Annotated in this window: 21 protein-coding genes; 4 read left to right on the forward strand and 17 right to left on the reverse strand. The window is 38.8% G+C overall.

Annotated elements, in window-relative coordinates:
• Nucleotides 1-56: 56 nt before the first annotated feature.
• The 6 genes from J7E67_RS13200 to J7E67_RS13225 all read right to left on the reverse strand — a co-directional run bounded on the left by J7E67_RS13200 (nucleotide 57) and on the right by J7E67_RS13225 (nucleotide 5320).
• Complete coding sequence (locus J7E67_RS13200; RefSeq protein ID WP_214714982.1) at nucleotides 57-206, reverse strand: hypothetical protein; 150 nt, start codon at nucleotides 204-206, stop codon at nucleotides 57-59.
• A gap of 19 nt (nucleotides 207-225) precedes the next feature.
• On the reverse strand, nucleotides 226-1446 hold the full coding sequence (locus tag J7E67_RS13205; RefSeq protein WP_214714981.1) for a helix-turn-helix domain-containing protein: 1221 nt from the start codon (nucleotides 1444-1446) through the stop codon (nucleotides 226-228).
• A gap of 142 nt (nucleotides 1447-1588) precedes the next feature.
• The gene (locus tag J7E67_RS13210) at nucleotides 1589-2851 is read right to left on the reverse strand and encodes a S8 family peptidase (protein ID WP_214714979.1); all 1263 of its coding nucleotides are present in this window, start codon (nucleotides 2849-2851) and stop codon (nucleotides 1589-1591) included.
• A 159-nt stretch (nucleotides 2852-3010) separates the two neighbouring features.
• Nucleotides 3011-3949: a magnesium transporter CorA family protein gene (locus tag J7E67_RS13215; protein ID WP_088089439.1), complete on the reverse strand. Its 939-nt coding sequence runs from the start codon at nucleotides 3947-3949 to the stop codon at nucleotides 3011-3013.
• Nucleotides 3950-4175: 226 nt separating this feature from the next.
• Nucleotides 4176-5072: a cation diffusion facilitator family transporter gene (locus J7E67_RS13220; RefSeq protein WP_214714977.1), complete on the reverse strand. Its 897-nt coding sequence runs from the start codon at nucleotides 5070-5072 to the stop codon at nucleotides 4176-4178.
• Nucleotides 5073-5179: 107 nt separating this feature from the next.
• A complete protein-coding gene (locus tag J7E67_RS13225) occupies nucleotides 5180-5320 on the reverse strand; it encodes a hypothetical protein (protein WP_214714976.1) in 141 nt (46 codons plus the stop codon).
• Nucleotides 5321-5418: 98 nt separating this feature from the next.
• On the opposite strand from J7E67_RS13225, the gene J7E67_RS13230 reads away from it, so the two are divergent.
• Nucleotides 5419-5637: a YozQ family protein gene (locus J7E67_RS13230; protein ID WP_098930799.1), complete on the forward strand. Its 219-nt coding sequence runs from the start codon at nucleotides 5419-5421 to the stop codon at nucleotides 5635-5637.
• Nucleotides 5638-5687: 50 nt separating this feature from the next.
• Here the strand turns inward: J7E67_RS13230 and J7E67_RS13235 are convergent, their stop codons facing one another.
• Complete coding sequence (locus tag J7E67_RS13235; protein WP_214714975.1) at nucleotides 5688-6446, reverse strand: yteA family sporulation protein; 759 nt, start codon at nucleotides 6444-6446, stop codon at nucleotides 5688-5690.
• Between the two features lie 230 nt (nucleotides 6447-6676).
• Between J7E67_RS13235 and J7E67_RS13240 the strand changes: the two genes are divergently transcribed.
• The gene (locus J7E67_RS13240) at nucleotides 6677-6838 is read left to right on the forward strand and encodes a hypothetical protein (protein ID WP_179195943.1); all 162 of its coding nucleotides are present in this window, start codon (nucleotides 6677-6679) and stop codon (nucleotides 6836-6838) included.
• Nucleotides 6839-6854: 16 nt separating this feature from the next.
• A complete protein-coding gene (locus J7E67_RS13245) occupies nucleotides 6855-8210 on the forward strand; it encodes an amino acid permease (RefSeq protein WP_214714974.1) in 1356 nt (451 codons plus the stop codon).
• Nucleotides 8211-8245: 35 nt separating this feature from the next.
• Here J7E67_RS13245 and J7E67_RS13250 read toward each other — a convergent pair whose 3' ends face one another.
• The 5 genes from J7E67_RS13250 to J7E67_RS13270 all read right to left on the reverse strand — a co-directional run bounded on the left by J7E67_RS13250 (nucleotide 8246) and on the right by J7E67_RS13270 (nucleotide 12420).
• On the reverse strand, nucleotides 8246-8872 hold the full coding sequence (locus tag J7E67_RS13250) for a LysE family transporter (protein ID WP_214714973.1): 627 nt from the start codon (nucleotides 8870-8872) through the stop codon (nucleotides 8246-8248).
• A 110-nt stretch (nucleotides 8873-8982) separates the two neighbouring features.
• Nucleotides 8983-9420, reverse strand: coding sequence for a GtrA family protein (locus tag J7E67_RS13255; RefSeq protein WP_251026748.1), 438 nt, complete (start codon nucleotides 9418-9420; stop codon nucleotides 8983-8985).
• Nucleotides 9386-10426, reverse strand: coding sequence for a glycosyltransferase family 2 protein (locus J7E67_RS13260; RefSeq protein ID WP_214714970.1), 1041 nt, complete (start codon nucleotides 10424-10426; stop codon nucleotides 9386-9388). Before J7E67_RS13260 ends, J7E67_RS13255 begins: the two co-directional genes overlap by 35 nt.
• Before the next feature lie 20 nt (nucleotides 10427-10446).
• A complete protein-coding gene (locus J7E67_RS13265; RefSeq protein WP_374102970.1) occupies nucleotides 10447-12123 on the reverse strand; it encodes a DUF6044 family protein in 1677 nt (558 codons plus the stop codon).
• Between the two features lie 135 nt (nucleotides 12124-12258).
• A complete protein-coding gene (locus J7E67_RS13270; protein ID WP_214714968.1) occupies nucleotides 12259-12420 on the reverse strand; it encodes an aspartyl-phosphate phosphatase Spo0E family protein in 162 nt (53 codons plus the stop codon).
• A gap of 240 nt (nucleotides 12421-12660) precedes the next feature.
• Here J7E67_RS13270 and J7E67_RS13275 point away from each other — a divergent pair, with 240 nt between their 5' ends.
• Nucleotides 12661-13647 carry a potassium channel family protein gene (locus tag J7E67_RS13275; RefSeq protein ID WP_214714967.1) on the forward strand — a complete coding sequence of 329 codons (987 nt, stop codon included), beginning with the start codon at nucleotides 12661-12663 and terminating at the stop codon, nucleotides 13645-13647.
• A 1-nt stretch (nucleotide 13648) separates the two neighbouring features.
• Here the strand turns inward: J7E67_RS13275 and J7E67_RS13280 are convergent, their stop codons facing one another.
• The 5 genes from J7E67_RS13280 to J7E67_RS13300 all read right to left on the reverse strand — a co-directional run bounded on the left by J7E67_RS13280 (nucleotide 13649) and on the right by J7E67_RS13300 (nucleotide 20078).
• Entirely contained in the window at nucleotides 13649-14062 is a 414-nt protein-coding gene (locus J7E67_RS13280) for a YugN-like family protein (RefSeq protein WP_088089450.1), read from the reverse strand.
• A 107-nt stretch (nucleotides 14063-14169) separates the two neighbouring features.
• Nucleotides 14170-15516: a glucose-6-phosphate isomerase gene (locus tag J7E67_RS13285; protein WP_214714966.1), complete on the reverse strand. Its 1347-nt coding sequence runs from the start codon at nucleotides 15514-15516 to the stop codon at nucleotides 14170-14172.
• Nucleotides 15517-15637: 121 nt separating this feature from the next.
• Complete coding sequence (locus tag J7E67_RS13290; RefSeq protein ID WP_214732052.1) at nucleotides 15638-16801, reverse strand: iron-containing alcohol dehydrogenase; 1164 nt, start codon at nucleotides 16799-16801, stop codon at nucleotides 15638-15640.
• 768 nt (nucleotides 16802-17569) lie between these two features.
• Nucleotides 17570-18853: a Glu/Leu/Phe/Val family dehydrogenase gene (locus J7E67_RS13295; RefSeq protein WP_214714964.1), complete on the reverse strand. Its 1284-nt coding sequence runs from the start codon at nucleotides 18851-18853 to the stop codon at nucleotides 17570-17572.
• A 25-nt stretch (nucleotides 18854-18878) separates the two neighbouring features.
• The gene (locus J7E67_RS13300; RefSeq protein WP_214714963.1) at nucleotides 18879-20078 is read right to left on the reverse strand and encodes an ornithine--oxo-acid transaminase; all 1200 of its coding nucleotides are present in this window, start codon (nucleotides 20076-20078) and stop codon (nucleotides 18879-18881) included.
• Nucleotides 20079-20092: the final 14 nt, after the last annotated feature.

Genomic DNA, 20092 nt, shown 5'->3' on the forward strand with positions numbered 1-20092 from the left:
TAACATTCCAATCCTCAAAAAAAACCCCTGATCAGTTCAGGGATTTTTAATAACGATCAGCCAATTGGCGGTTGAATGGGATGATATGCAGGTCCACCAGTTGAATAGGCCATGTCACTGCTTGACGTTGACACTTTCACATCCTTAGTTGAAGTAAAAAGTGCAATCAGTGAGATTGAAAACATTATGACAACAAACTTTTTCATATAAATTGCCTCCTTTGATTTAAGTTATTTTATTTAAATAAGTAACGGCATCAATAACCAGACCCTTTTGATTGTAATAATCTGCAAGCATTTTATAAAAACAGGTTAGGTCATCACTATGTTCATTTTCCTCTTCAAAGTAGGGAATTACCTTAGATTCCAAATATTTAAACGCTTTTGCTGGCGAGGTCATGTGGAGGAGATAAAATTCCGCCAAGAGTCTATATTTTTTAACCCCCAGCTCTTTTGACAATAAGTTAACTTCTTGGAAGCAATCTTTTGCTTTTTCGATGGAGTTAAGTGAATGGTACAGCTCCCCAATCGCATGTAATGTGACTAGATAGTGCTGATTTTTGTTTGGCTGCAAGGCCAAACTTTTTTGATAATAGTACAGAGCTTCCTTTGCATTCTTCATTTTAAATTGCAAATGGCCCATATTATGATAGATCTGGGGAAGTAATTTATCTTTCTTTAATAATTCTGCGTTGCGGATTAAGTGCTGAAAATACTCCTGTGCTTCCTCATATATATTGGAGTGGGTATAATTAATCCCGAGCAGCATAAGTGTATGGAGAATTCGGATGAAGTTATGCTGATTCATGAATATTTGCAGGGCCATCTTACCAAAATGGATAGCATGTCCTGATTGCTCAAGTGAGCTTTTTACAAGTGATCGATGATAGAGAAATTCCCCACTTGATACTTCATTATTATTTTCTGTATGTAAAACATCGAGGATATCATCCGCATTTTGATATTGACCCTTCCACATTAAGAATATCGCATGATAGTATCGAAATAAATAATCTTCATGTTGGGAAAAATTTTTCTTTTGCTTATATAAAAGAGCTCTTTGATGCTCTGCATCTTCAACAAGTCCCTTAAATATAAGATATCTAAATTTATATAGCTCGTAAATATACATATATTTGGAGAATGGGATGAGGTGTTCTATTTTCACTAGTTTCTGATAATTTTCTTCTATTTCATCCCTTAGATAAAAATTAATCTTACCGTCTAGACTCCTAAGTAAGATTTTGATTTTTTCTTCTTTTTCCTCCATCTCTTCTAGGCTTATATTTAGCCGCTTGAGTAACAGGGAAATTGTTTCTTCGTTTGCTTCTTTAGAATTGTTTTCAATTTTACTTAAATGCGGGACTGAGCAAATCCCTTTGGAAAGCTCTGCTTGGGTAATTCCTCTTTGCGTTCGATAGAATTTTATTAAGGCTCCAAATTCCATATTGCCACCAGATGCACCTTTCTTTTATACCTATTTTACAACAAATGGCTCCCTACTGATAGTTATTTCTAATTATTTGGAAATTTTAGAGTTAAATCTCAAAGGGTCATCAGGCTCCCTAACCTGATAACCCTTATATGATTTATTTTATCCTTGGAAAACCGAATCCTGATGTGTAATCATCACCCGCCGCTGATCCAGTACCTCCTTTAATATCATAAACTTTCGCACGGTTTTGAAGTTCTATTCGTAGTTGGACATTCGACATGGATGGACTGGCTGCCCAAATCTTGGCTGCAAGCCCTGATACATGTGGTGTCGCCATCGACGTTCCACTAATGGTGTTATAGCTGCCATCATTCCAAGTCGACTCAATTGCTCTTCCTGGTGCAGATACCTCTACATCACGTTCTTGAATCACATAGTCTCCATCCGAATTCGGGTTCCCTCGCGATGAAAAGTCTGCGACACGATAGGTGCCATTTTCCTGGACATTTTCTAATGCCGCAACCGCTACAACATTCACCAATGCCCCAGGATATCCAATACTATTGCTGGTAGGACCATCATTTCCGGCAGCTGCAACAACTAGTACACCCTTTCCATAGGCATAATCCACTGCACTGGATATAAGTGAATCCTTAGTACTAGACCCAAGCGACATAGAAATGATCACGTGCGCTCCTGTGCTTTTGGCTTCGTCAGCTACCCTGCGAATCGCTGCTGCAATATCATCAGAATAACCGCTGCCACGGTTGTTTAATACTTTATAGGACCAAAGCTTTGCATCTGGTGCGACTCCGTAAATTCCTTGACCATTACTCCCGCCGTTCGCAAGCACGGTTCCGGAGACGTGTGTTCCATGGCCATTGCCATCGGCGCAGCTTCCCTCAACCAATGAAGTCTTGTTTTGCGAAAAATCCTTACATTGTTCTATATTTCTAGTTAAATCAGCATGATTTACATTAACACCGGTATCAAGGACCGCTACCTTTATTCCGCTTCCACCTGATGTTTTAGCGACAGTTGCATCGTTATACATCGCTTGAATCCCCCATGGTGTTTGATCACTAGGAATTGATCCTGCAGTACCACCAGGCTTCGCTGCTAATTCTGTGTTAGATATAAATTGTAATTCTGGTAATCTTTCAATTGTTAAATTCTTATTGTTTAATAGTGCTTGATATTGCTTTGCATTAACAGTTGTTGAAAATCCTTGGCTTGCAAAATCCCAGCGGACACCGAAATTCGCTTTGACTCTTGCCTTTTCAGAGGCTGGGCCTTGAATTAGCACCCGATAAGATTCCTGTCCGTTTGTTCGCTCCCCGAATGCTGCGGTTGCAGACATTGAAATAACCATCATAAAACTAAGTAGTGCAGATCCTATAATTTTTCTTTTCTTCAACCAGAAACTCCTCCTTTTACTATTGATATTTAAGCCTATTCAAAAAATCAATAGTAAATATCAAATAATCAGCACTATATAATTGGGAAAACTTTTAATTTTCTATTACGATAAAATAGAGGAAAATGTAAAAAACCAGCCCTATGCAGGACTGGTTATCTAAAAATATTTCTTTTTCCAAAAAACGAAGGCTGTTAAACTTGTTAAAAAAGCAGAGATTACTAGTGGTATAGCATAGGAATGAGTAGCATGCTGGAATGGTATATCAACGTTCATCCCATAAAAGCTCGCTACCATCGTTGGGAAGGATAAAATAATTGTAATGGAAGTTAAGAATTTCATTACAATGTTTAAGTTATTAGAAATAATCGATGCAAAGGCATTCATCATACCTGTTAAGATCGAGCGATAGGTTTCGGCCATTTCAATCGCCTGTGTTTTTTCAATAATAACATCTTCTAATAAGTCCTTGTCTTCTTCATACATTTTTAAATAGTTAAAGCGTAAAATTTTATCGAGGACAACCTTATTTGACTTTAACGAGGTCGTAAAATAAACCAAACTTTTCTCTAAAGCCAGAAAGGCGAATAGCTCTTTATTTTTCAACGATTGATGAACAACGCGTTCAATTTCATTTGTTTTCTTGTTAATTTGCTTTAAGTACCGAAGATAATAAGAAGAGATGACAAACAGAATTTGCAACGCAAAGCGTGTCTTTTTAAACGTAAAAAACTCTTTCACTCTGTTTTTCCGAAATTCTTCTAAAATCGGTGTATCTTTTAAGGAAACGGTAATGATACATTCGTCCGTAAGAATTATACCGATTGGAATGGTTTCATAACCAGCAAAACCATCTTCATCATGAACAATGTAGGGAAAATCGACAATGATATAGACCCGGCCATCATCACGTTCAATCCTCGGGCGTTCTTCATCATCCAGGGCATCTTTGATGATATCAACATCCACTTGAGCATCCATTGATACCTTATTAATTTCTTCTTGTGTTGGGGCATACATATTGACCCAGCAGCCTTTTGAGATTACATCTACTTGTTCTAAAACTTTTGTCTCCGTGCTTTTAAATATTTCCAGCATGACTTAACCTCCTCACTCAATTTGTTTGAGGAAGCCAACAACCTTTTCTAGAGTTGATATTCTTGATATTCAATTCAATCCATTCAAAGATAACATTGACTTCCCCTCGCCTACTTGGGTCCGGGTCTACGGAATAACTCAAAAATATCAACTCCCTCTAACCTTTTATATATCCTTTCCTATCATAAACCCAAATCATCGAAAGTACAAAGGAGTTTTTTTGGAATTATTCATCTTCCTCAAAATAGGGATTTAAATGAATTAAAACTTCTTGAATGTTATCAAATTTATCCATAAGATTTTGTTTAATTAATTTTGCGAGGTCATGCCCTTGCTTGATCGTTTTAAAGTGATCGATTGCTATACGTAAATCCACCAATACATAATGACCCAGTTCTCTTGCTCTAATCCGGTCAATTCGTTTTACCTCTTGGAACTCGTTTACAACCGCGATGTATTCTTGAAGTGTCTCTGTATTAATATTACGTTCAAGTAAAATATCAAATGCCTCTGTTAACATTTCCCTCGCTATTTTAAAAATTAAATAGGCGACAAAAATACTTGCTGCCTTATCCCCGTATAGTAAAAAATGGATATCGAATCGATTACCGGCTATTGAAAGGAGAACCCCGATTGCAGCAGCAATTGATGCGACAATATCTGCTTTATGGTCTAGGGCAATCGCTTCAATGGCTTTACTCTTATTCTGTTTCGCAACCTTTAATGAACTGCGGTATAAAATAACTTTGGTTACATACGAAAATAGAGCGACCCACATCGCCAGCATGCTTGGTGATTCCACTTCATGAAAGAAACCGCTAATGCCTTCGTAAACCACATAAATGGCGACGAGAAAAAGCAATATACCAATAATGCCTGAAACAATGACTTCGGCCTTCCCATGTCCATAAGGATGTTCATCATCGGCAGGCTTATTAGCAATTTTAATCACTAACAGCACAATGACTGAAGCAAAGACATCTGCTGCTGAATGGATCCCATCCGCAAAGACCGCGTCACTATGTCCATACCAACCAATGACTATTTTTCCTAATGTAAGAATAATGTTACTGATTACACTGATCCAGGCTACTTTTTTAGCCAGAGTTTCTCTCATCTCCATAAGTAAACCACCTTTAAAATTACCTCTAGAAATCATAGCAAACGTAACCTAGATGGGTCTAGAGAAAAAGTCTTGCCTGCTTCAAGATATGTTGGGCATATACAAAATCATAATCCTTCTTCACCTTGACTTTCCTCTTTTACCATTTCGATCTCTTCAACAACAGAAATTTTATTGATTTGGTCATGCAGAAAATGAAAAGCTTCGTCTAATTCTTCCCGAGATGGGAATTCATTTTTTTCATTCATAATGTAACCTCCATTTGAGATTTATTTTTTATGGGGAGTAATCCTGTTAAAAAAAGAAAAAAATACCCTTGTATCAAACATAAAAGGGAGGAATTAAGATGGACAATAAGAATCAGAAAGCTAATCCAAAAAAAGAATTGGCAGGTAGTTTCTATCATCCAAGTTATTATCAAGAATCGGATGACCTTTCTGCCGGGCTTGCCACTACACATGAGCAAGCTAGTGACACGTATACTGAAGGTGAAATTGGTGCCGTTATTGATGATGTAAATGGTAAGGATATCCCCATTCCACAAAAAGGCTACGATAAACAATAAAATTGGAGAAAACAGCTCTCACTTGAAAGCTGTTTTCTTTTTTTAATCCATCATTTTTCATCATGATCAACGTAAGGGTCGTGTTCAAATGCAGGTAAATCCCCAAAGCTTGTCATGATTCCTTCCTCATCAAGGGCATCTTCGTATTTTTCATGCTGAGGGTTTGGATAAACCTTGATTTCCTTTCCATACATGTCATTTCCAACAAAATTTTCATAGTCCTCAACATAGCCAATATTTTCGTCTGCTTCAGAATAGATATCACTATAACTATCCTGTGGGAAGGCTAAATCGGATGGAGTTTCGGATGTTCCCCATGCTGCAACCGTCTGCCAAGAATCTTCGGCATCATATGCTACATTCTCATCTTTTTCATCCATATCAAACTTACCAAATGGCGGCATCCAAACGCCTTCTTCAACTGGTCGTTTGTGAGAAGTAACCTGATCGGGGCTGTGCTCAATACAATAGGTTGTATTTGGCAAGGCCTCTAAACGTTCTAACGGTATTTCCTTTCCGCATACCTCACAGTTTCCATAGGTTCCATTTTCCATCGCTTCTAATGCATGATTTATATTTCTTAGTTCAAATTGATAATGTTCATTTAAAGCAATATCTTTCTCCCGTTCATATAATTCTGTTCCTTCATCAGCTGGATGGTTATCAATGCTGGATAACTCCCCCATTGACTCATGAAAATGACCTCTTTCTAATCCAAAATGATCATTTTGTTCTAAATGCCCTTCCACTTCACTCTTTTCCTGTAACAACTGTAACCGTAACTCAGCTAGCTGCTGTGTCGATAACATGTGATAAACCCCTTTCAATGAAAAGCGCAATTATTTATTACTCGATCTATTTCAGCATTTATTGTTTTTATTTTTTTCGTTCTCTTATATTTTCATTTTTTTCGTGGTTGATTATGTAATGAAAATTTAATTCCATCAAAAACCTAACTAATGCATCAATTTTTAACTGAATAAGAATTGAACAGACGAGTATCTTAATAAATATCATTTAGGAGAAAAGAGGAGATAATGTGGTTAATGAAAACTTTGATAAATTCAGACAAGAGCAAAAGGAACATCAAGCAGTATATTTAGGTGGTAACAAAACGCAAAAGCCAGGCCTTAATGATCCAGAATATAATAATCAAGATAATACCGACAAATCACCAGGAGCAACCGGACGGGATATTTAGTTAAAGGAGAATTTCAATGAGTAAATCTAAAGCCGGTGCGGGCGAAAAAAACGACATGAAATGGTGGCAGCTTTCCTTATTTGGAGTCGGTTGCACAATTGGGACAGGTTTTTTCCTTGGCTCTGGTTTAGCAATTAAGATGACTGGCCCATCTATTTTAGTTGCGTTTATGATCGCTGCCCTTGGTACCTATTTTGTCTATGATGCTCTGTCAAAGATGACTTCCCAAGAGCCTCTTAAGGGCGGTTTTAGGTCGTATGCCAAGAAAGCCTATGGAAGATGGGCAGGATTTAGCAGCGGCTGGGTTTACTGGTCCTCAGAGGTGCTAATCATGGGAAGCCAAATGACGGCCCTCTCCATTTTTTCTCGTTTCTGGCTTCCAAAAGTACCTTTATGGATTTTCGCCACAATATACGCTGTTTTAGGATTAGCCGTTATTTTAATTGGAGTAAAAGTTTTAAACAAGCTCGAAAATATTCTTGCCATCTTAAAAATCTCAGCGATACTAATGTTTATCGTTATTGCTTTGCTAGCCATTTTTGGGGTCATTAATGGGGATCACCCGATTCATTACCCGAATAGTAGAAGCGAAATCCTTCCACATGGCTTTAAAGGTTTGTGGTCGGCTGTAATATTTGCTTTCTATGCCTTCGGGGGAATAGAAATCTTAGGTTTAATGGCAACAAATTTAAAAGATCCAAAGGAGGCTCCAAAAGCAGGAAAAGTGATGTTGTTTACGCTGATGGTTATTTATGTTATTTCCATCGGCCTAGCGGTCATCATCGTTTCATGGAATCAATTTAATACAAAGGAAAGTACATTTGTGGTTGCCTTAGATGCTTACCATCTAACTTTTGTTCCGCATTTATTTAATGCAGCATTAATTATAGCAGGATTTTCGACAATGACAGCATCTCTTTATGGCGTTACAAGCGTTCTTGTTACCCTTGGAGAAGAAGGCGATGCACCTGAAAGTTTTTCAAAACAGGGAAAATTAAAGGTTCCACTCCCTGCACTGCTAGTTACAATGCTTGGAATTACTGCGTCGATTGTATCCGCACTGGTACTGCCAGATCAAATTTATGAGTGGGTGACAACAGGAGCAGCATTAATGCTACTTTATAATTGGCTCTTTATCCTTGCATCCTCAAGAAAAATCTTAGAGTTAAAGCTAAAGGAAAAAATAATGTATTCAATTGGTGCCCTCTTTATTTTAATTGCTGTCAGTGGAACACTTTTTCACAAAACAAGCAGACCCGGCTTTTTTATAAGCTTAGCCTTTCTTGTGATTATTGGAGCAATTACCTTAATCATGTCGTTCAAATGGAAAAAGACTAAGAAAAAAGTACTGAACCCTTGGCCAACGGCATAAAAAATCCAGCGAGTTTTTTCGCTGGATTTATTTTGTTATCCAAGTAAAATATTAAAGGCTTGCATGCCAAAATAAATCCCAAAGCCAATCAATGAAAGACCAGATAGGCAGGAAATGACTACAAGTAAATGGGCTGTTAAAAATTGTCTGAAGCTGCTAGCGACACTTGCCATCGCAATATCCCAGATTAAAAGTCCAATAAAAATTGCACTGCTATAAATCACTAATTGACCAGTATTATAGGTTGTAGCTGTTTTGGCAAGTACAGACCCATAAATACCTAACCAAAAAAGAATGGTTAACGGATTGGATATCGACATTAGGAACCCAGAAAAAAAGGATTTGATCAGCGGTTCCTTCCCTCTGGAATGCTCTAAATTAATCTTCCCTGCATTCATAAAGGTTTCTATGCCTGTATACATCAGTACAAAACAACCAAAAAACCAGAGAAAGGTTTGCATAAATGCAGTCTCAAGAAATTGGACAACTCCTATGTAAACAACAAACATATATATGCCATCTGCGACAACTGCACCTACTCCAATAAGCCACGAGTTCATAAAACCGTTTCTTATGCCTCTGTCTATTTGCGCGGCATTAATCGGTCCAATAGGAGCCGCTAGTGACAATCCTAAAAGTATGTAGCTCAAAAATACATTCATCCATATCTCTCCCCTAATAAATGAGTAGAAGCTTGTCTATCCATTTTTATTCAGAGAAATAGGTTTGTACGACAAAAAAATAAAATGAGCTTACTACTACTTCAGGAAAACTAACACGCTGTTTTTAGATTTTTGAAGACAAAATACTTTTGTCCAAGATAATTGGCTATTGTATACAAAGTACTCCCTAATAGAACGGAAGCATTTTCCTTAATAGACGTGCTAAGAAGAACAAATTGACTTGCCAGCCCGACCAATTTCTCACTACAGAAATAGGCGGAAAAATAACAAATAAAAAGAAGCGCGAAAAACCTGGGCAGACCTCTATGGAAGGAAACATTACTTTTAAACGTAAACGTCCGATTTAATAAAAAGCTTACACATGCCCCGATCGCATTTCCTGCAAACGTGGATGTCCAGTAGGATAAGCCCACAACGTTAAGAAGAAAGAACATAAAAGTCAAACCAATAATTGTATTTACAATGCCTACAAGGAGAAATCGAACAAGTGAGTTAGTTGTTGGTTTCAGATATTTGTCTAAGGTCAAGATTATAAAACTCATCCTCTACTGTTTGATTAAGCAAATGGTGTCTTGGTTTTGGCAGATTAAAGGAATCGATATCAACAATATACTTTGGACGCTGTTTTGATTCTTTATAAATTTTCCCAACATACTCGCCAATCAATCCGATTGCAATTAACTGCAGGCCGCCAATAAGCCAAATCGAAGTAATCAGTGACGTCCAGCCCGTCTCGGTATTCCCAAAAAACTTTAGCGTTAAAAAATAGATTCCAAAGAATAGACTCAAGAAAAAAGAAACCAATCCGATGATTAACACAAAGCGAATCGGCGAAACAGAGAAGGAGGTAATTCCGTCAAAAGCAAAGGCGAGCATCTTTTTTAACGGATATTTCGTTTCACCCGCTTGCCTCTCAAGCCTGTCATAATAAACTACATCCGAGCGAAAGCCGAGGAGAGGAACAATCCCTCGTAAAAATAAATTGACTTCGCTAAATCGTTCTAACTCTTGCACTGCTCTTTTACTCATTAATCGGAAATCGGCATGATTATAAACGAGGTCAACTCCCATCTTTTCCATGACCTTATAAAAGCCTTGGGCAGTACTTCGTTTGAAGAGAGTATCCGTGTTACGCCCCTTCCTTACACCGTAAACAATTTCACACCCTTCATGAAACTTCAGGACAAACTCACGGATTACATTGATATCATCCTGTAAATCTGCATCAATGGATACAACGCAATCAGAAAGATCCTTTGCTGTAAATAAACCAGCAAGTAATGCATTTTGGTGACCTACATTTCTGGATAATTTTAAGCCTCGTACAAATTCATTTCTTAATCCCTCTTTATAAATCAATTCCCATGTTCGATCCTGACTTCCATCATCGACGAACAATATTTTGCTTTGTTTAGAAACAAGCCTATCGTTAATCAGCTCTTTCACCAATTGCTGAAGCTCAGCAATGGTCAAAGGTAAAACCTCCTCCTCGTTATAGCAAGGCACAACAATTGTAAGAACTGGTTCCATCATCTGTTTAAAACCCCCGCTGTCTACAAAGTCTTGTATAAATAAATTTTCCATGCTGATGTTTTCGATTCGAATACTTTCATTAGCAATAATTGATTTTCTTTCGCGTTATCGATAGGCAGCGCCGAAAAAATAAAGCGGCCTCCCATTTTTTTAAAGACACCCGTATTCAGTTCTAAATGTTTCAAATGACGTTTAGAATCTTTTTTGATCATATAATGTTTTCCAAGCTGTGCGGTAAAAATATAACAACGGCCGCCCCATTTATCAAAATATCTGCGAACCTTTTTATTTTTAGCCAATTCCCTTTCAATTATTTTCCTAAACTGATGTTTATAGGTTAATGGATAAAAATTATTATAGGTATCCAGTGTGTAAAACCCGTTATATTGTGAGATAGCTGGGTGTATTCCTATACTGGCAACACGATATTCTTCCTTTGGAAGTGCGATATATTCCTCTATTTCATGGAACATTTCCTCAGCAAAAAATGCTTTGACAGTAGGCTTTTCCCGATAAATGATTTCATCATTAAATAGTCCCAAAAAGAGAAGTTGCAAGACGGCATACCACTTAGCTGTTCTAGCCCAGCTCTCTCCTTGAAGCGAAAGGACTTTTAATGCAAGGGCAAAGCCTGCATAAATCACCATCGGCCGTAAAAAATGATAACGGGCGAAATTAAAGGTAGCCAAAAAATGGAATCGCTTGACTATAGGTGCCCATCCCTCATAAAACCAAAAAGCATACCAGATCGATAGCACAATATTTAGTGAGAATAAAAAGACAAATAGACTTTCCTGCTTCCAAAGCTTTTTTCTGAAGACAATCCATATGGCGGTAATGGTTGCAGGTAAAATAAATAGCGTATGAACCGTCATCACATGGGTGTGTCCGAGCAGATAATTTTTTATGGTAAGCCTGATCGCTCTCCAAAAAGGCAAGGTGGCATGAAGATACTCGTCCCGACTATTCGGTTCATCAATTAATAGAAATGAAAAAATGAGCCGATATTCAACGAACATAAAAATGACGGTCATATAAATAATCGCTGCCAAAAAACGAAGGTTCCATCCCTTCCCTCTTAAACCATCAGTTAACCATAAGAACCCGATCGCAGTTATAAAAAAGAAAAATCCTAAAACAATGCTTGCATAAAAAGGTATGAGGGTGAGAACCAAAAAATCCGACCAAGCTCCCTCACCTTTGCGAATGTTAAGAAGTGCCCAAAGCGCAAGCGGCATCCCCAACGTACTCAACATCCCAGACGGCCAAAAAGGCGTTAAGGCAAAGGCAAGAGCCGTTCCAATTTGTAAAAACAGCCACTTCTCCCCAGGTAAAAAGTGTTTTTTTAAGAGCCAATACATGCCAAAAAAAGCTACGATTCTTGTCAGGGCTTGGCTTAAACCATAGGCGATCATTGTTGGGAAAAGTGCGTAAAGCCAGACAATGATACTGTATTCAGTCCCAAAGGCATTTCTCGATAATTGTCCATTGATGATTTGGGGTATCGTCGCATTAACAGGACCGAACATTTCTCCACTTCTCGCTAAAACCTTATACCAAGCCAGGTTCGAATCAAGATTATCATGAACACGTATATGCGCATTTTCCTGGAGAATAAATAGTGGAGAAAGATAGACCGCTATAACAAGCAGAGCAATGATGATAAATCTTTGCTCTTTTTTGGTTTCAATAAGCACTCTTCTTCACCTCATAGGTCAAAACTTAAAAAGGACAATTCCGTTTTAACGTTTGCCTATTGGGAAAATAATATTCCCATTTGACAAAAATAAACCTTCCGGGTTTGCCGGAAGGTTTTATGTTTTGGACATGAATTATTGTTTTCGAAAATTATAATAGACATTTAATAGAGAATCGAGTTTCTGGCTGCATTGTACTACATTTGGATTAGAATAACCGTAAAGATGCGCTAATTCAACCATTTCTAACCTTGTTTTTTCAATTTTTGATAGTAGCGTATTTAAACCAATCCCCATGAAACCAACCCTCTTTCTATGTTGTAACTATATTAATGTAATAACCATAATTTATAAGTTTTAAGCATTAAATACAAGTAGGTTAGAGAAAAATATTCGTATCTTTTGTGAACATTGACCTATTTTTAAAATTATCAAGTAGTCCTATTAGATCGATTCTTTTTCGTCAATAATAGGAATAACTGTTTCAGCAACAAATCTAAGTGATGGAGCTAGATCACGAGAAAAGAGGTGACATTCGTGCCGAACAGAGTATATATCAGTTTCTTGCGTTTACCGCTCCTCGTTCGAATTCTATTAATTGCGTTGCTAGTGTTTCTCTCATTTGGAATATCCATTCATTTATTAGAACCTGATACGTTTCCCACCATTTTTGATGGCATTTGGTGGGCCATTATTACTGCATCAACAGTCGGATATGGCGATTATGTACCACATTCCTTCTTAGGCAGACTAACAGCGTTAATTTTAATACTGTTAGGTGTTGGTTTTGTTTCCTCCTATTTTGGAACATTGGCAGCCGCTGCCGTTACAAAACAAGATGCCTTATCTGAAGGAAGAATTCCTTTTAAAGGCGAGGGCCATATCATCATTATCGGTTGGAATGAACGATCAAAAGAGTTAATAAGTAAACTTACCAACACGAAATACTCTCAGATGATTGTTTTAATAGATGAAACACTTGAAGCAAACCCAGTAAAATCAAGGTTTGTCCACTTTATCCAAGGGAAAGGCCATGTCGATGAAACGATCATTAAAAGTGATATCAATCGAGCCGAGAAGGTGCTGATTACTGCTGACAGAGGAAACGAGGAGCTCCAAGCAGATATGAATAGTATTCTAACCTTACTCACGATAAAGGGAATTTGTGCGCAAGTAAAATGCATCGTTGAAATACTAACGGCTGAGCAAGTAATCAATGCCTTAAGGGCTGGTGCCGACGAGGTCATTCAATCGAATAAACTGACATGTGTTTTTATGGTTAACAGCCTACACTCAAATGGGAATGGACTCTTATCAAACATTGTTCATGAGTTACAGGAAAGCAGATTGTCCTCCTATCGAGCCGAGGAACAGGAGATTGGAAAGCCCTTCAGCGATGTTTGCCATATCCTTTTAAAAAAGGGCTTCCTTCTGATTGGGATTCAAAGAGGGGATGAAACCTTGCTGAATCCATCCCACTCCTTGCCTATCGAAGAAAATGATCAACTGTTAATTTTTAAATAGCCTAATCAGCTAGGAGCAGCATTTCCAATTCCTGTACCAATGCTTTCCCTTCATCGATATATGCTTGTGGAAAGCTAGCATCCTTATCGACAGGCTCCTGAAACTGATTGATGGTTCCAGAAAAGGTGCCTGTTCCTGCTTCGTCATCTAGTTCTGCCTCAAATAGGTGCGACAAAAGAAACGGTCGTCCTAGCTTAACGGTACAATTATTAGCATCAAGCTGCCCGTCGACTGCTTGAAAGGGCAAGCGCAAGAACTGATAGCCTTCTTCTTCACCACCATTAATTTTGTAATCAAATGCACCATGATCATAATCCCAGTTCCCGCCAATCGTATAGCCGATTGGTTTTAGTTTTTTTTCAAGCTTATACAAATCAAACTGCTTACCTTCCACCTTTGATGGTACCTCAATCATAAAAATTTACCCCCTAATTATCGATACAATTAGTTTCTCCAAATCAGGTAAATTTCAATAAAAAAAAGAGAACTGATTTATTCACTATCAGTTCTCTTTCTGGTTTATTATAATCGTTTTTCTAATTCTGCCTTTTTCTCTTCATATCCCGGTTTTCCTAAGAGAGCAAACATATTTACTTTATAGGCTTCTACCCCTGGCTGATCGAAAGGATTTACACCCAGTAAGTAGCCGCTCATCGCGCAGGCCTTTTCAAAGAAATAAACAAGATAGCCTAATGTATATTCATCCATTGCTGGAATATTAACAATTAAGTTCGGCACGCCGCCATCTGTGTGGGCAAGCATTGTTCCTTGAAATGCCTTATTATTAACAAAGTCAACCGTTTGACCAGCGAGGTAATTCAGCCCATCTAAATCATTCTCGACAGCTTCAATTTTCAACTCGTGGCGCGGCTTGTCGACCTTAATAATGGTTTCAAATAAATCACGACGACCTTCTTGAACATATTGTCCAAGCGAGTGAAGATCCGTTGAAAAATTTGCTGAAGATGGATAAATACCTTTTTGGTCTTTCCCTTCACTTTCTCCAAATAACTGCTTCCACCACTCTGAAAAATACTGTAATCCTGGCTCATAATTAATCAGCATTTCAATCGTCTTGCCTTTATTATAAAGCACATTTCTAACGACAGCGTATTGGTAAGCGGCATTATCTTCGAGTTCAGAATGACCAAAGTCGGTTTGCGCTTGCGCGGCGCCCTCCATTATTTTTTCAAGGTTTGCTCCACTTACTGCTATCGGAAGCAGCCCTACTGCTGTTAGGACAGAATAACGGCCGCCAATATCATCGGCGATCACAAATGTCTCGTAGCCCTCTTCTGTTGCTAAAGTTTTAAGAGCACCTCTTGCTTTGTCCGTTGTTGCATAGATTCGTTTGCGCGCCTCATCCTGACCATATTTTTCTTCAAGAAGCTTACGGAAAATGCGGAAAGCAATTGCTGGTTCGGTTGTCGTTCCCGATTTGGAAATAACATTAATAGAGAAGTCCTTTCCGTCAAGGACGTCGATTAGATCTCTCATGTAAGTAGAACTGATATTATTACCAACAAATATTACTTGAGGTGTCTTTCGTTTTTCTTTTGACAATGCATTGTAAAAACTATGCTGGAGCATTTCGATCGCAGCTCTTGCTCCAAGGTAAGAACCACCGATTCCAATGACAAGAAGTACATCAGAATCAGCTTTGATTTTTTCAGCTGATTTTTGTATGCGTGAAAACTCTTCCTTGTCATAGTTGGTTGGGAGTTCAATCCACCCTAAAAAGTCACTGCCTGCACCTGTTTGCTCATGTAGAGAATGATGAGCAACTTTTACAGCATCTCGTAAATATGTAAGTTCATGTTCTCCGAAAAAGCTTAATGCTTTTGAGTAATCAAAACGAACGTGTGTCATGCATGATCCTCCAAAAATTTATTTTTCACTAACCACTTTATCGAATGATGAGATGATTATCAAGGAAGGTCACTTCGTGTAAGCGCATCCAATTTCGACAAATTTCTTCACAATCGATATATTATAGTGATGCACGATAAATGGCCAATACATCCTCACGGTTTAACTTAGTAAAGTTTCCAAATTCTCCGTTTTCCATCGCTCTGTCCGCCATTAACTCAAGCTTCGAATCGTCAATGTCATAATCGGCTAACCGTGAAGGTGCTTCGATGCTATTCCAGAATTCACGTAACTTTTGAATGCCTTCAAGCCCTGCCTCTTCGGCACTCCTGCCTTCAGGATTAACCCCAAACACCCGAACAGCAAGCTGCTTAAAACGTTCCGGCTTCACCGCTAAATTATGACGCATCCAGTGCGGGAATAGGATGGCAAGACCGCCGCCATGTGGTATATCATAGACTGCTGATACAGCGTGTTCAAGATTGTGAGTAGCCCAATCGCCGCGATATCCCATATTCAAGATGCCATTGAGAGCCATTGTACCGCAATAAAGGATTGTTGCCCGGTGTTGATAATTTTCTAGGTCTGAGAGCAATTTTGGCGCGGTTTCCATTACAGTAATAAGCAGTGATTCACACATGCGATCTTGAAAGTCTGTATTTTCTTCTAAGTGAAAATAGTGTTCAAGGACATGTGACATCATATCGACCATTCCATATATCGTTTGATTTCTAGGAACCGTAAACGTATTAACTGGGTCTAATATCGAGAATTTAGGGTATGTTACTGGACTTCCCCAGCCATATTTTTCATTTGTTTCCCAATTAGTAATGACGGAACCTGGATTCATTTCTGAGCCTGTTGCCGCAAGTGTCAAGACGGTTCCAAAAGGAAGTGCATCTTCTGCAAACTCCTTTTTAATGACTAAATCCCAGGCATCCCCATCATACTTCGCTCCCGCTGCAATTAGCTTTGTACAATCAATGACACTGCCGCCGCCAACTGCCAACAAGAATTCAATCCCCTCTTGTTTACAAATTTCTACCCCTTTTCGTGCGGTAGTTATCCGTGGATTCGGTTCCACTCCCGGGAGTTCAAAAACCTTAGCACCGATTTCAGATAATAGGCTCATAACATTTTCATACAAGCCACTTCGTTTGATACTGCCGCCGCCATAGACCAGCAAAACCTTTTTACCATAACGAGGTATTTCTGTTTTTAATTGCTCCAACTCACCTTTTCCAAAAATTAATTTGGTTGGATTCGAAAATGTAAAATTTTCCAAAATAAAACACCATCCTTTACCTTTTTCATTATTAGTTATTATGGTTAAATTTGCAAAAACTAGCTAAGTTCTATACAAAAAAATTCCTGCATCTTGAATGATAAAGGGTTCCGTTTTCGGGTGCATTCTTAATAAATGGCATAGGAAATGACGTGTGAATTGGCACACGTCATTTTCTTTATTTATCAAGGTTTATTTAACATTTAAGAAAAACTGCCAAATTAACTGTCAATGTTACTGCCGATTAAGCTGTCAATTTTAATGTTTTTTAATTGCTAAGCGGTTCGGGTTGATGGAACAAATGGCATTTGCTATAAAGACTATTTCCACTATTTTTTCGAAGAGATTTGGCCTTCTTCGCTTTATGAAGACCACTTTCTCTGTTTTTCCAAAGGGATTTAGTCTTCATCGCCTTTATGAAGACCACTTTCTCTGTTTTTCCAAAGGGATTTAGTCTTCATCGCCTTTATGAAGACCACTTTCTCTGTTTTTCCAAAGGGATTTAGTCCTCATCGCCTTTATGAAGACCGCTTTCTTTGATTTTCCGAAGGGATTTGGTCTTCATCGCCTTTATGAAGACCTATTTCTCCGTTTTTCCCAAGGGATTTGGTCTTCATCGGCCTTATAAAGAAAACTCACCAATATGCGGAGAGTTTTTACGTTTTAATATACCAATTGCTATGTCTAAACTTTTGTCATTTCGGCTTTATATTTCAGAAAAGCACCTCAAAACGGAACCCTGCATCTTGAATAATGCAAGGATTTTTTTTATACCCATCCTCTAAACAGGGAGGCCTCCGCCATTTTTCTTACACCAACCATATATGCGGCTAATCGCATATTGACGTTGCTAGTTTGCGAAAGATGATAAATGTCATGAAACGATTTGATAAGCTTGGTACGTAATTTAACTTCCACCTCATCTTCACTCCAATATAACCCCTGCTTATTTTGAACCCATTCAAAATAGGAGACTGTAACTCCTCCAGCACCGGCCAAAACATCTGGAACGAGCAGAATCCCCCGGTCTGTAAGAATATTCGTTGCCTCCAGCGTCGTCGGTCCATTTGCCGCTTCTACGACAATTCCTGCTTTGATGTTAGAGGCATTTTCAGCTGTAATCTGATTTGAAATCGCTGCAGGGACCAACACATCACATTCCTGCTCTAGTAATTCTTTGTTAGTGATTGTCCCCTCAAAAAGCGAAGTCACCGTACCAAAGCTGTCTCGGCGGTCCAAGAGATAATTAATATTTAGACCATCAGGGTTATAGAGGGCACCATAAACATCGGATATTCCCACCACGATTGCTCCCGCATCATGCATAAATTTAGCGATATAGCTGCCAGCATTCCCAAATCCTTGGACAATCACACGGGCTCCTTTTACCTTCATTCCGCGTTTTTTGGCCGCTTCTTCAATACAAATGGTTACTCCCTTTGCCCCAGCCTTTTCCCGCCCTTCAGAACCTCCAAGTACAAGTGGCTTGCCTGTAATAAAACCGGAAGAGCCAAATTGGCGAAGACGGCTGTATTCATCCATCATCCAGGCCATAATCTGAGAATTTGTATACATATCGGGTGCCGGAATATCCTTTGTAGGTCCGACAATTTGACTGATCGCACGCACATAACCTCTGCTTAATCGCTCAAGCTCACCGAATGACATCGTTCGGGGGTTACAAAGAATCGCTCCTTTTCCCCCGCCAAAAGGCAAGTCAGCAATTCCGCATTTTAAACTCATCCACATCGATAATGCCTTTACTTCATTAGCAGTCACTTGAGGATGAAAGCGGACACCACCCATGGTCGGTCCAACCGCATCATTATGCTGTGCCCTAAACCCGCTAAAAATTTTTGTAGAACCATCATCCATCCGAACAGGAATTCTAACATCGGACATTCTTAACGGTTCTTTTAATAATTCGTACATTTCTTGGTTATAGCCTATTTTTTTTAATGCATCATGTATAACAATCTGTGTTGATGTGAGTAGGTTCAATTTCTCTATATCCTTTTCATCTTCACTACTCGTTACATCATAAATCCCCATTTTGGCACCCCTAGTTAGTAGTCCATTATCCTAGAACGTTTTTTATCCTTTCTATCGCCCAATCCAATTCTTCTTTACTGATCACCAGCGGCGGCGCAAAACGAATCACCGTGTCATGTGTCTCCTTACACAGTAGACCTTTGTCCTTTAATTGTTCACAATATTTGCGGGCCGGTGCCGTTAGTTCAACACCAATAAATAAGCCGCGGCCGCGAACATCTTTGATTAACGGATTATTAATTTCTTTTAATATACTGAGAAAATAATCACCAAGTTCAAGGGATTTTTCAGCAAGTTTTTCATCCATTAGCACTTCAAGTGCAGCAATCGAAACCGCACATGCTATCGGATTTCCACCAAAGGTAGAACCGTGCGATCCTGGATTAAAAACACCCAAAATATCTTTATTTGCAACAACACACGAAATGGGGAACACACCGCCGCCAAGTGCTTTACCGAGGATATACATGTCAGGTTCGATCCCTTCCCACTCGCAGGCGAACATTTTACCTGTTCGGGCCAAACCTGCTTGAATTTCGTCAGCAATAAACAGAATATTATTTTCCTTACATAAATCAAAGGCCGCCTTCATAAAGCCTTCAGGCGGAATGACAATCCCAGCTTCACCTTGAATGGGTTCAATTAAAAACGCTGCAGTATTAGGCGTAATCGCAGCTTTTAATGCCTCCAAATCACCATAAGGAATAAGTTTGATTCCTGGCAGCATTGGTCCAAATCCGCGTTTATATTCATCATCAGATGATAAGGAGACTGCCGTCATGGTCCTGCCGTGAAAGTTTCCAATACATGCAATAATTTCTGCTTGGTTCTCTGCCACACCTTTAACATCATAGCTCCAACGTCGCGCCGTTTTCACAGCCGTTTCCACTGCTTCCGCCCCTGTGTTCATTGGCAGCACCATTTCTTTATTCGTTAATTGACAAACTTTTTCATACCATGGGCCCAGCTGGTCATTATGAAAAGCACGCGAAGTTAACGTAACCTTATCTGCTTGATCCTTTAAGGCTTGAATAATTTTTGGGTGACGATGCCCTTGGTTTACCGCAGAATAAGCACTAAGCATGTCCATATATTTATTGCCTTCAGGATCTTCTACCCAAACACCCTCTGCACGAGTGATGACAATTGGCAATGGATGATAGTTATTCGCACCGTATTTCTCCGTTTTTGCGATTAATTCATTCGAATTAACGTTTCTTGTCATAATGAAATTTCCTC

This window comes from Bacillus sp. ISL-46 (assembly GCF_018613205.1).

Excerpts from the sequence above, each read along its gene's own strand:
- J7E67_RS13200 (WP_214714982.1), bottom strand. The coding sequence starts at position 206 with ATGAAAAAGTTTGTTGTCATAATGTTTTCAATCTCACTGATTGCACTT.
- J7E67_RS13205 (WP_214714981.1), bottom strand. The coding sequence starts at position 1,446 with ATGGAATTTGGAGCCTTAATAAAATTCTATCGAACGCAAAGAGGAATT.
- J7E67_RS13215 (WP_088089439.1), bottom strand. The coding sequence starts at position 3,949 with ATGCTGGAAATATTTAAAAGCACGGAGACAAAAGTTTTAGAACAAGTA.
- J7E67_RS13220 (WP_214714977.1), bottom strand. The coding sequence starts at position 5,072 with ATGGAGATGAGAGAAACTCTGGCTAAAAAAGTAGCCTGGATCAGTGTA.
- J7E67_RS13225 (WP_214714976.1), bottom strand. The coding sequence starts at position 5,320 with ATGAATGAAAAAAATGAATTCCCATCTCGGGAAGAATTAGACGAAGCT.
- J7E67_RS13230 (WP_098930799.1), top strand. The coding sequence starts at position 5,419 with ATGGACAATAAGAATCAGAAAGCTAATCCAAAAAAAGAATTGGCAGGT.
- J7E67_RS13235 (WP_214714975.1), bottom strand. The coding sequence starts at position 6,446 with ATGTTATCGACACAGCAGCTAGCTGAGTTACGGTTACAGTTGTTACAG.
- J7E67_RS13245 (WP_214714974.1), top strand. The coding sequence starts at position 6,855 with ATGAGTAAATCTAAAGCCGGTGCGGGCGAAAAAAACGACATGAAATGG.
- J7E67_RS13250 (WP_214714973.1), bottom strand. The coding sequence starts at position 8,872 with ATGAATGTATTTTTGAGCTACATACTTTTAGGATTGTCACTAGCGGCT.
- J7E67_RS13260 (WP_214714970.1), bottom strand. The coding sequence starts at position 10,426 with ATGATGGAACCAGTTCTTACAATTGTTGTGCCTTGCTATAACGAGGAG.
- J7E67_RS13270 (WP_214714968.1), bottom strand. The coding sequence starts at position 12,420 with ATGGGGATTGGTTTAAATACGCTACTATCAAAAATTGAAAAAACAAGG.
- J7E67_RS13280 (WP_088089450.1), bottom strand. The coding sequence starts at position 14,062 with ATGATTGAGGTACCATCAAAGGTGGAAGGTAAGCAGTTTGATTTGTAT.
- J7E67_RS13285 (WP_214714966.1), bottom strand. The coding sequence starts at position 15,516 with ATGACACACGTTCGTTTTGATTACTCAAAAGCATTAAGCTTTTTCGGA.
- J7E67_RS13295 (WP_214714964.1), bottom strand. The coding sequence starts at position 18,853 with ATGGGGATTTATGATGTAACGAGTAGTGAAGATGAAAAGGATATAGAG.
- J7E67_RS13300 (WP_214714963.1), bottom strand. The coding sequence starts at position 20,078 with ATGACAAGAAACGTTAATTCGAATGAATTAATCGCAAAAACGGAGAAA.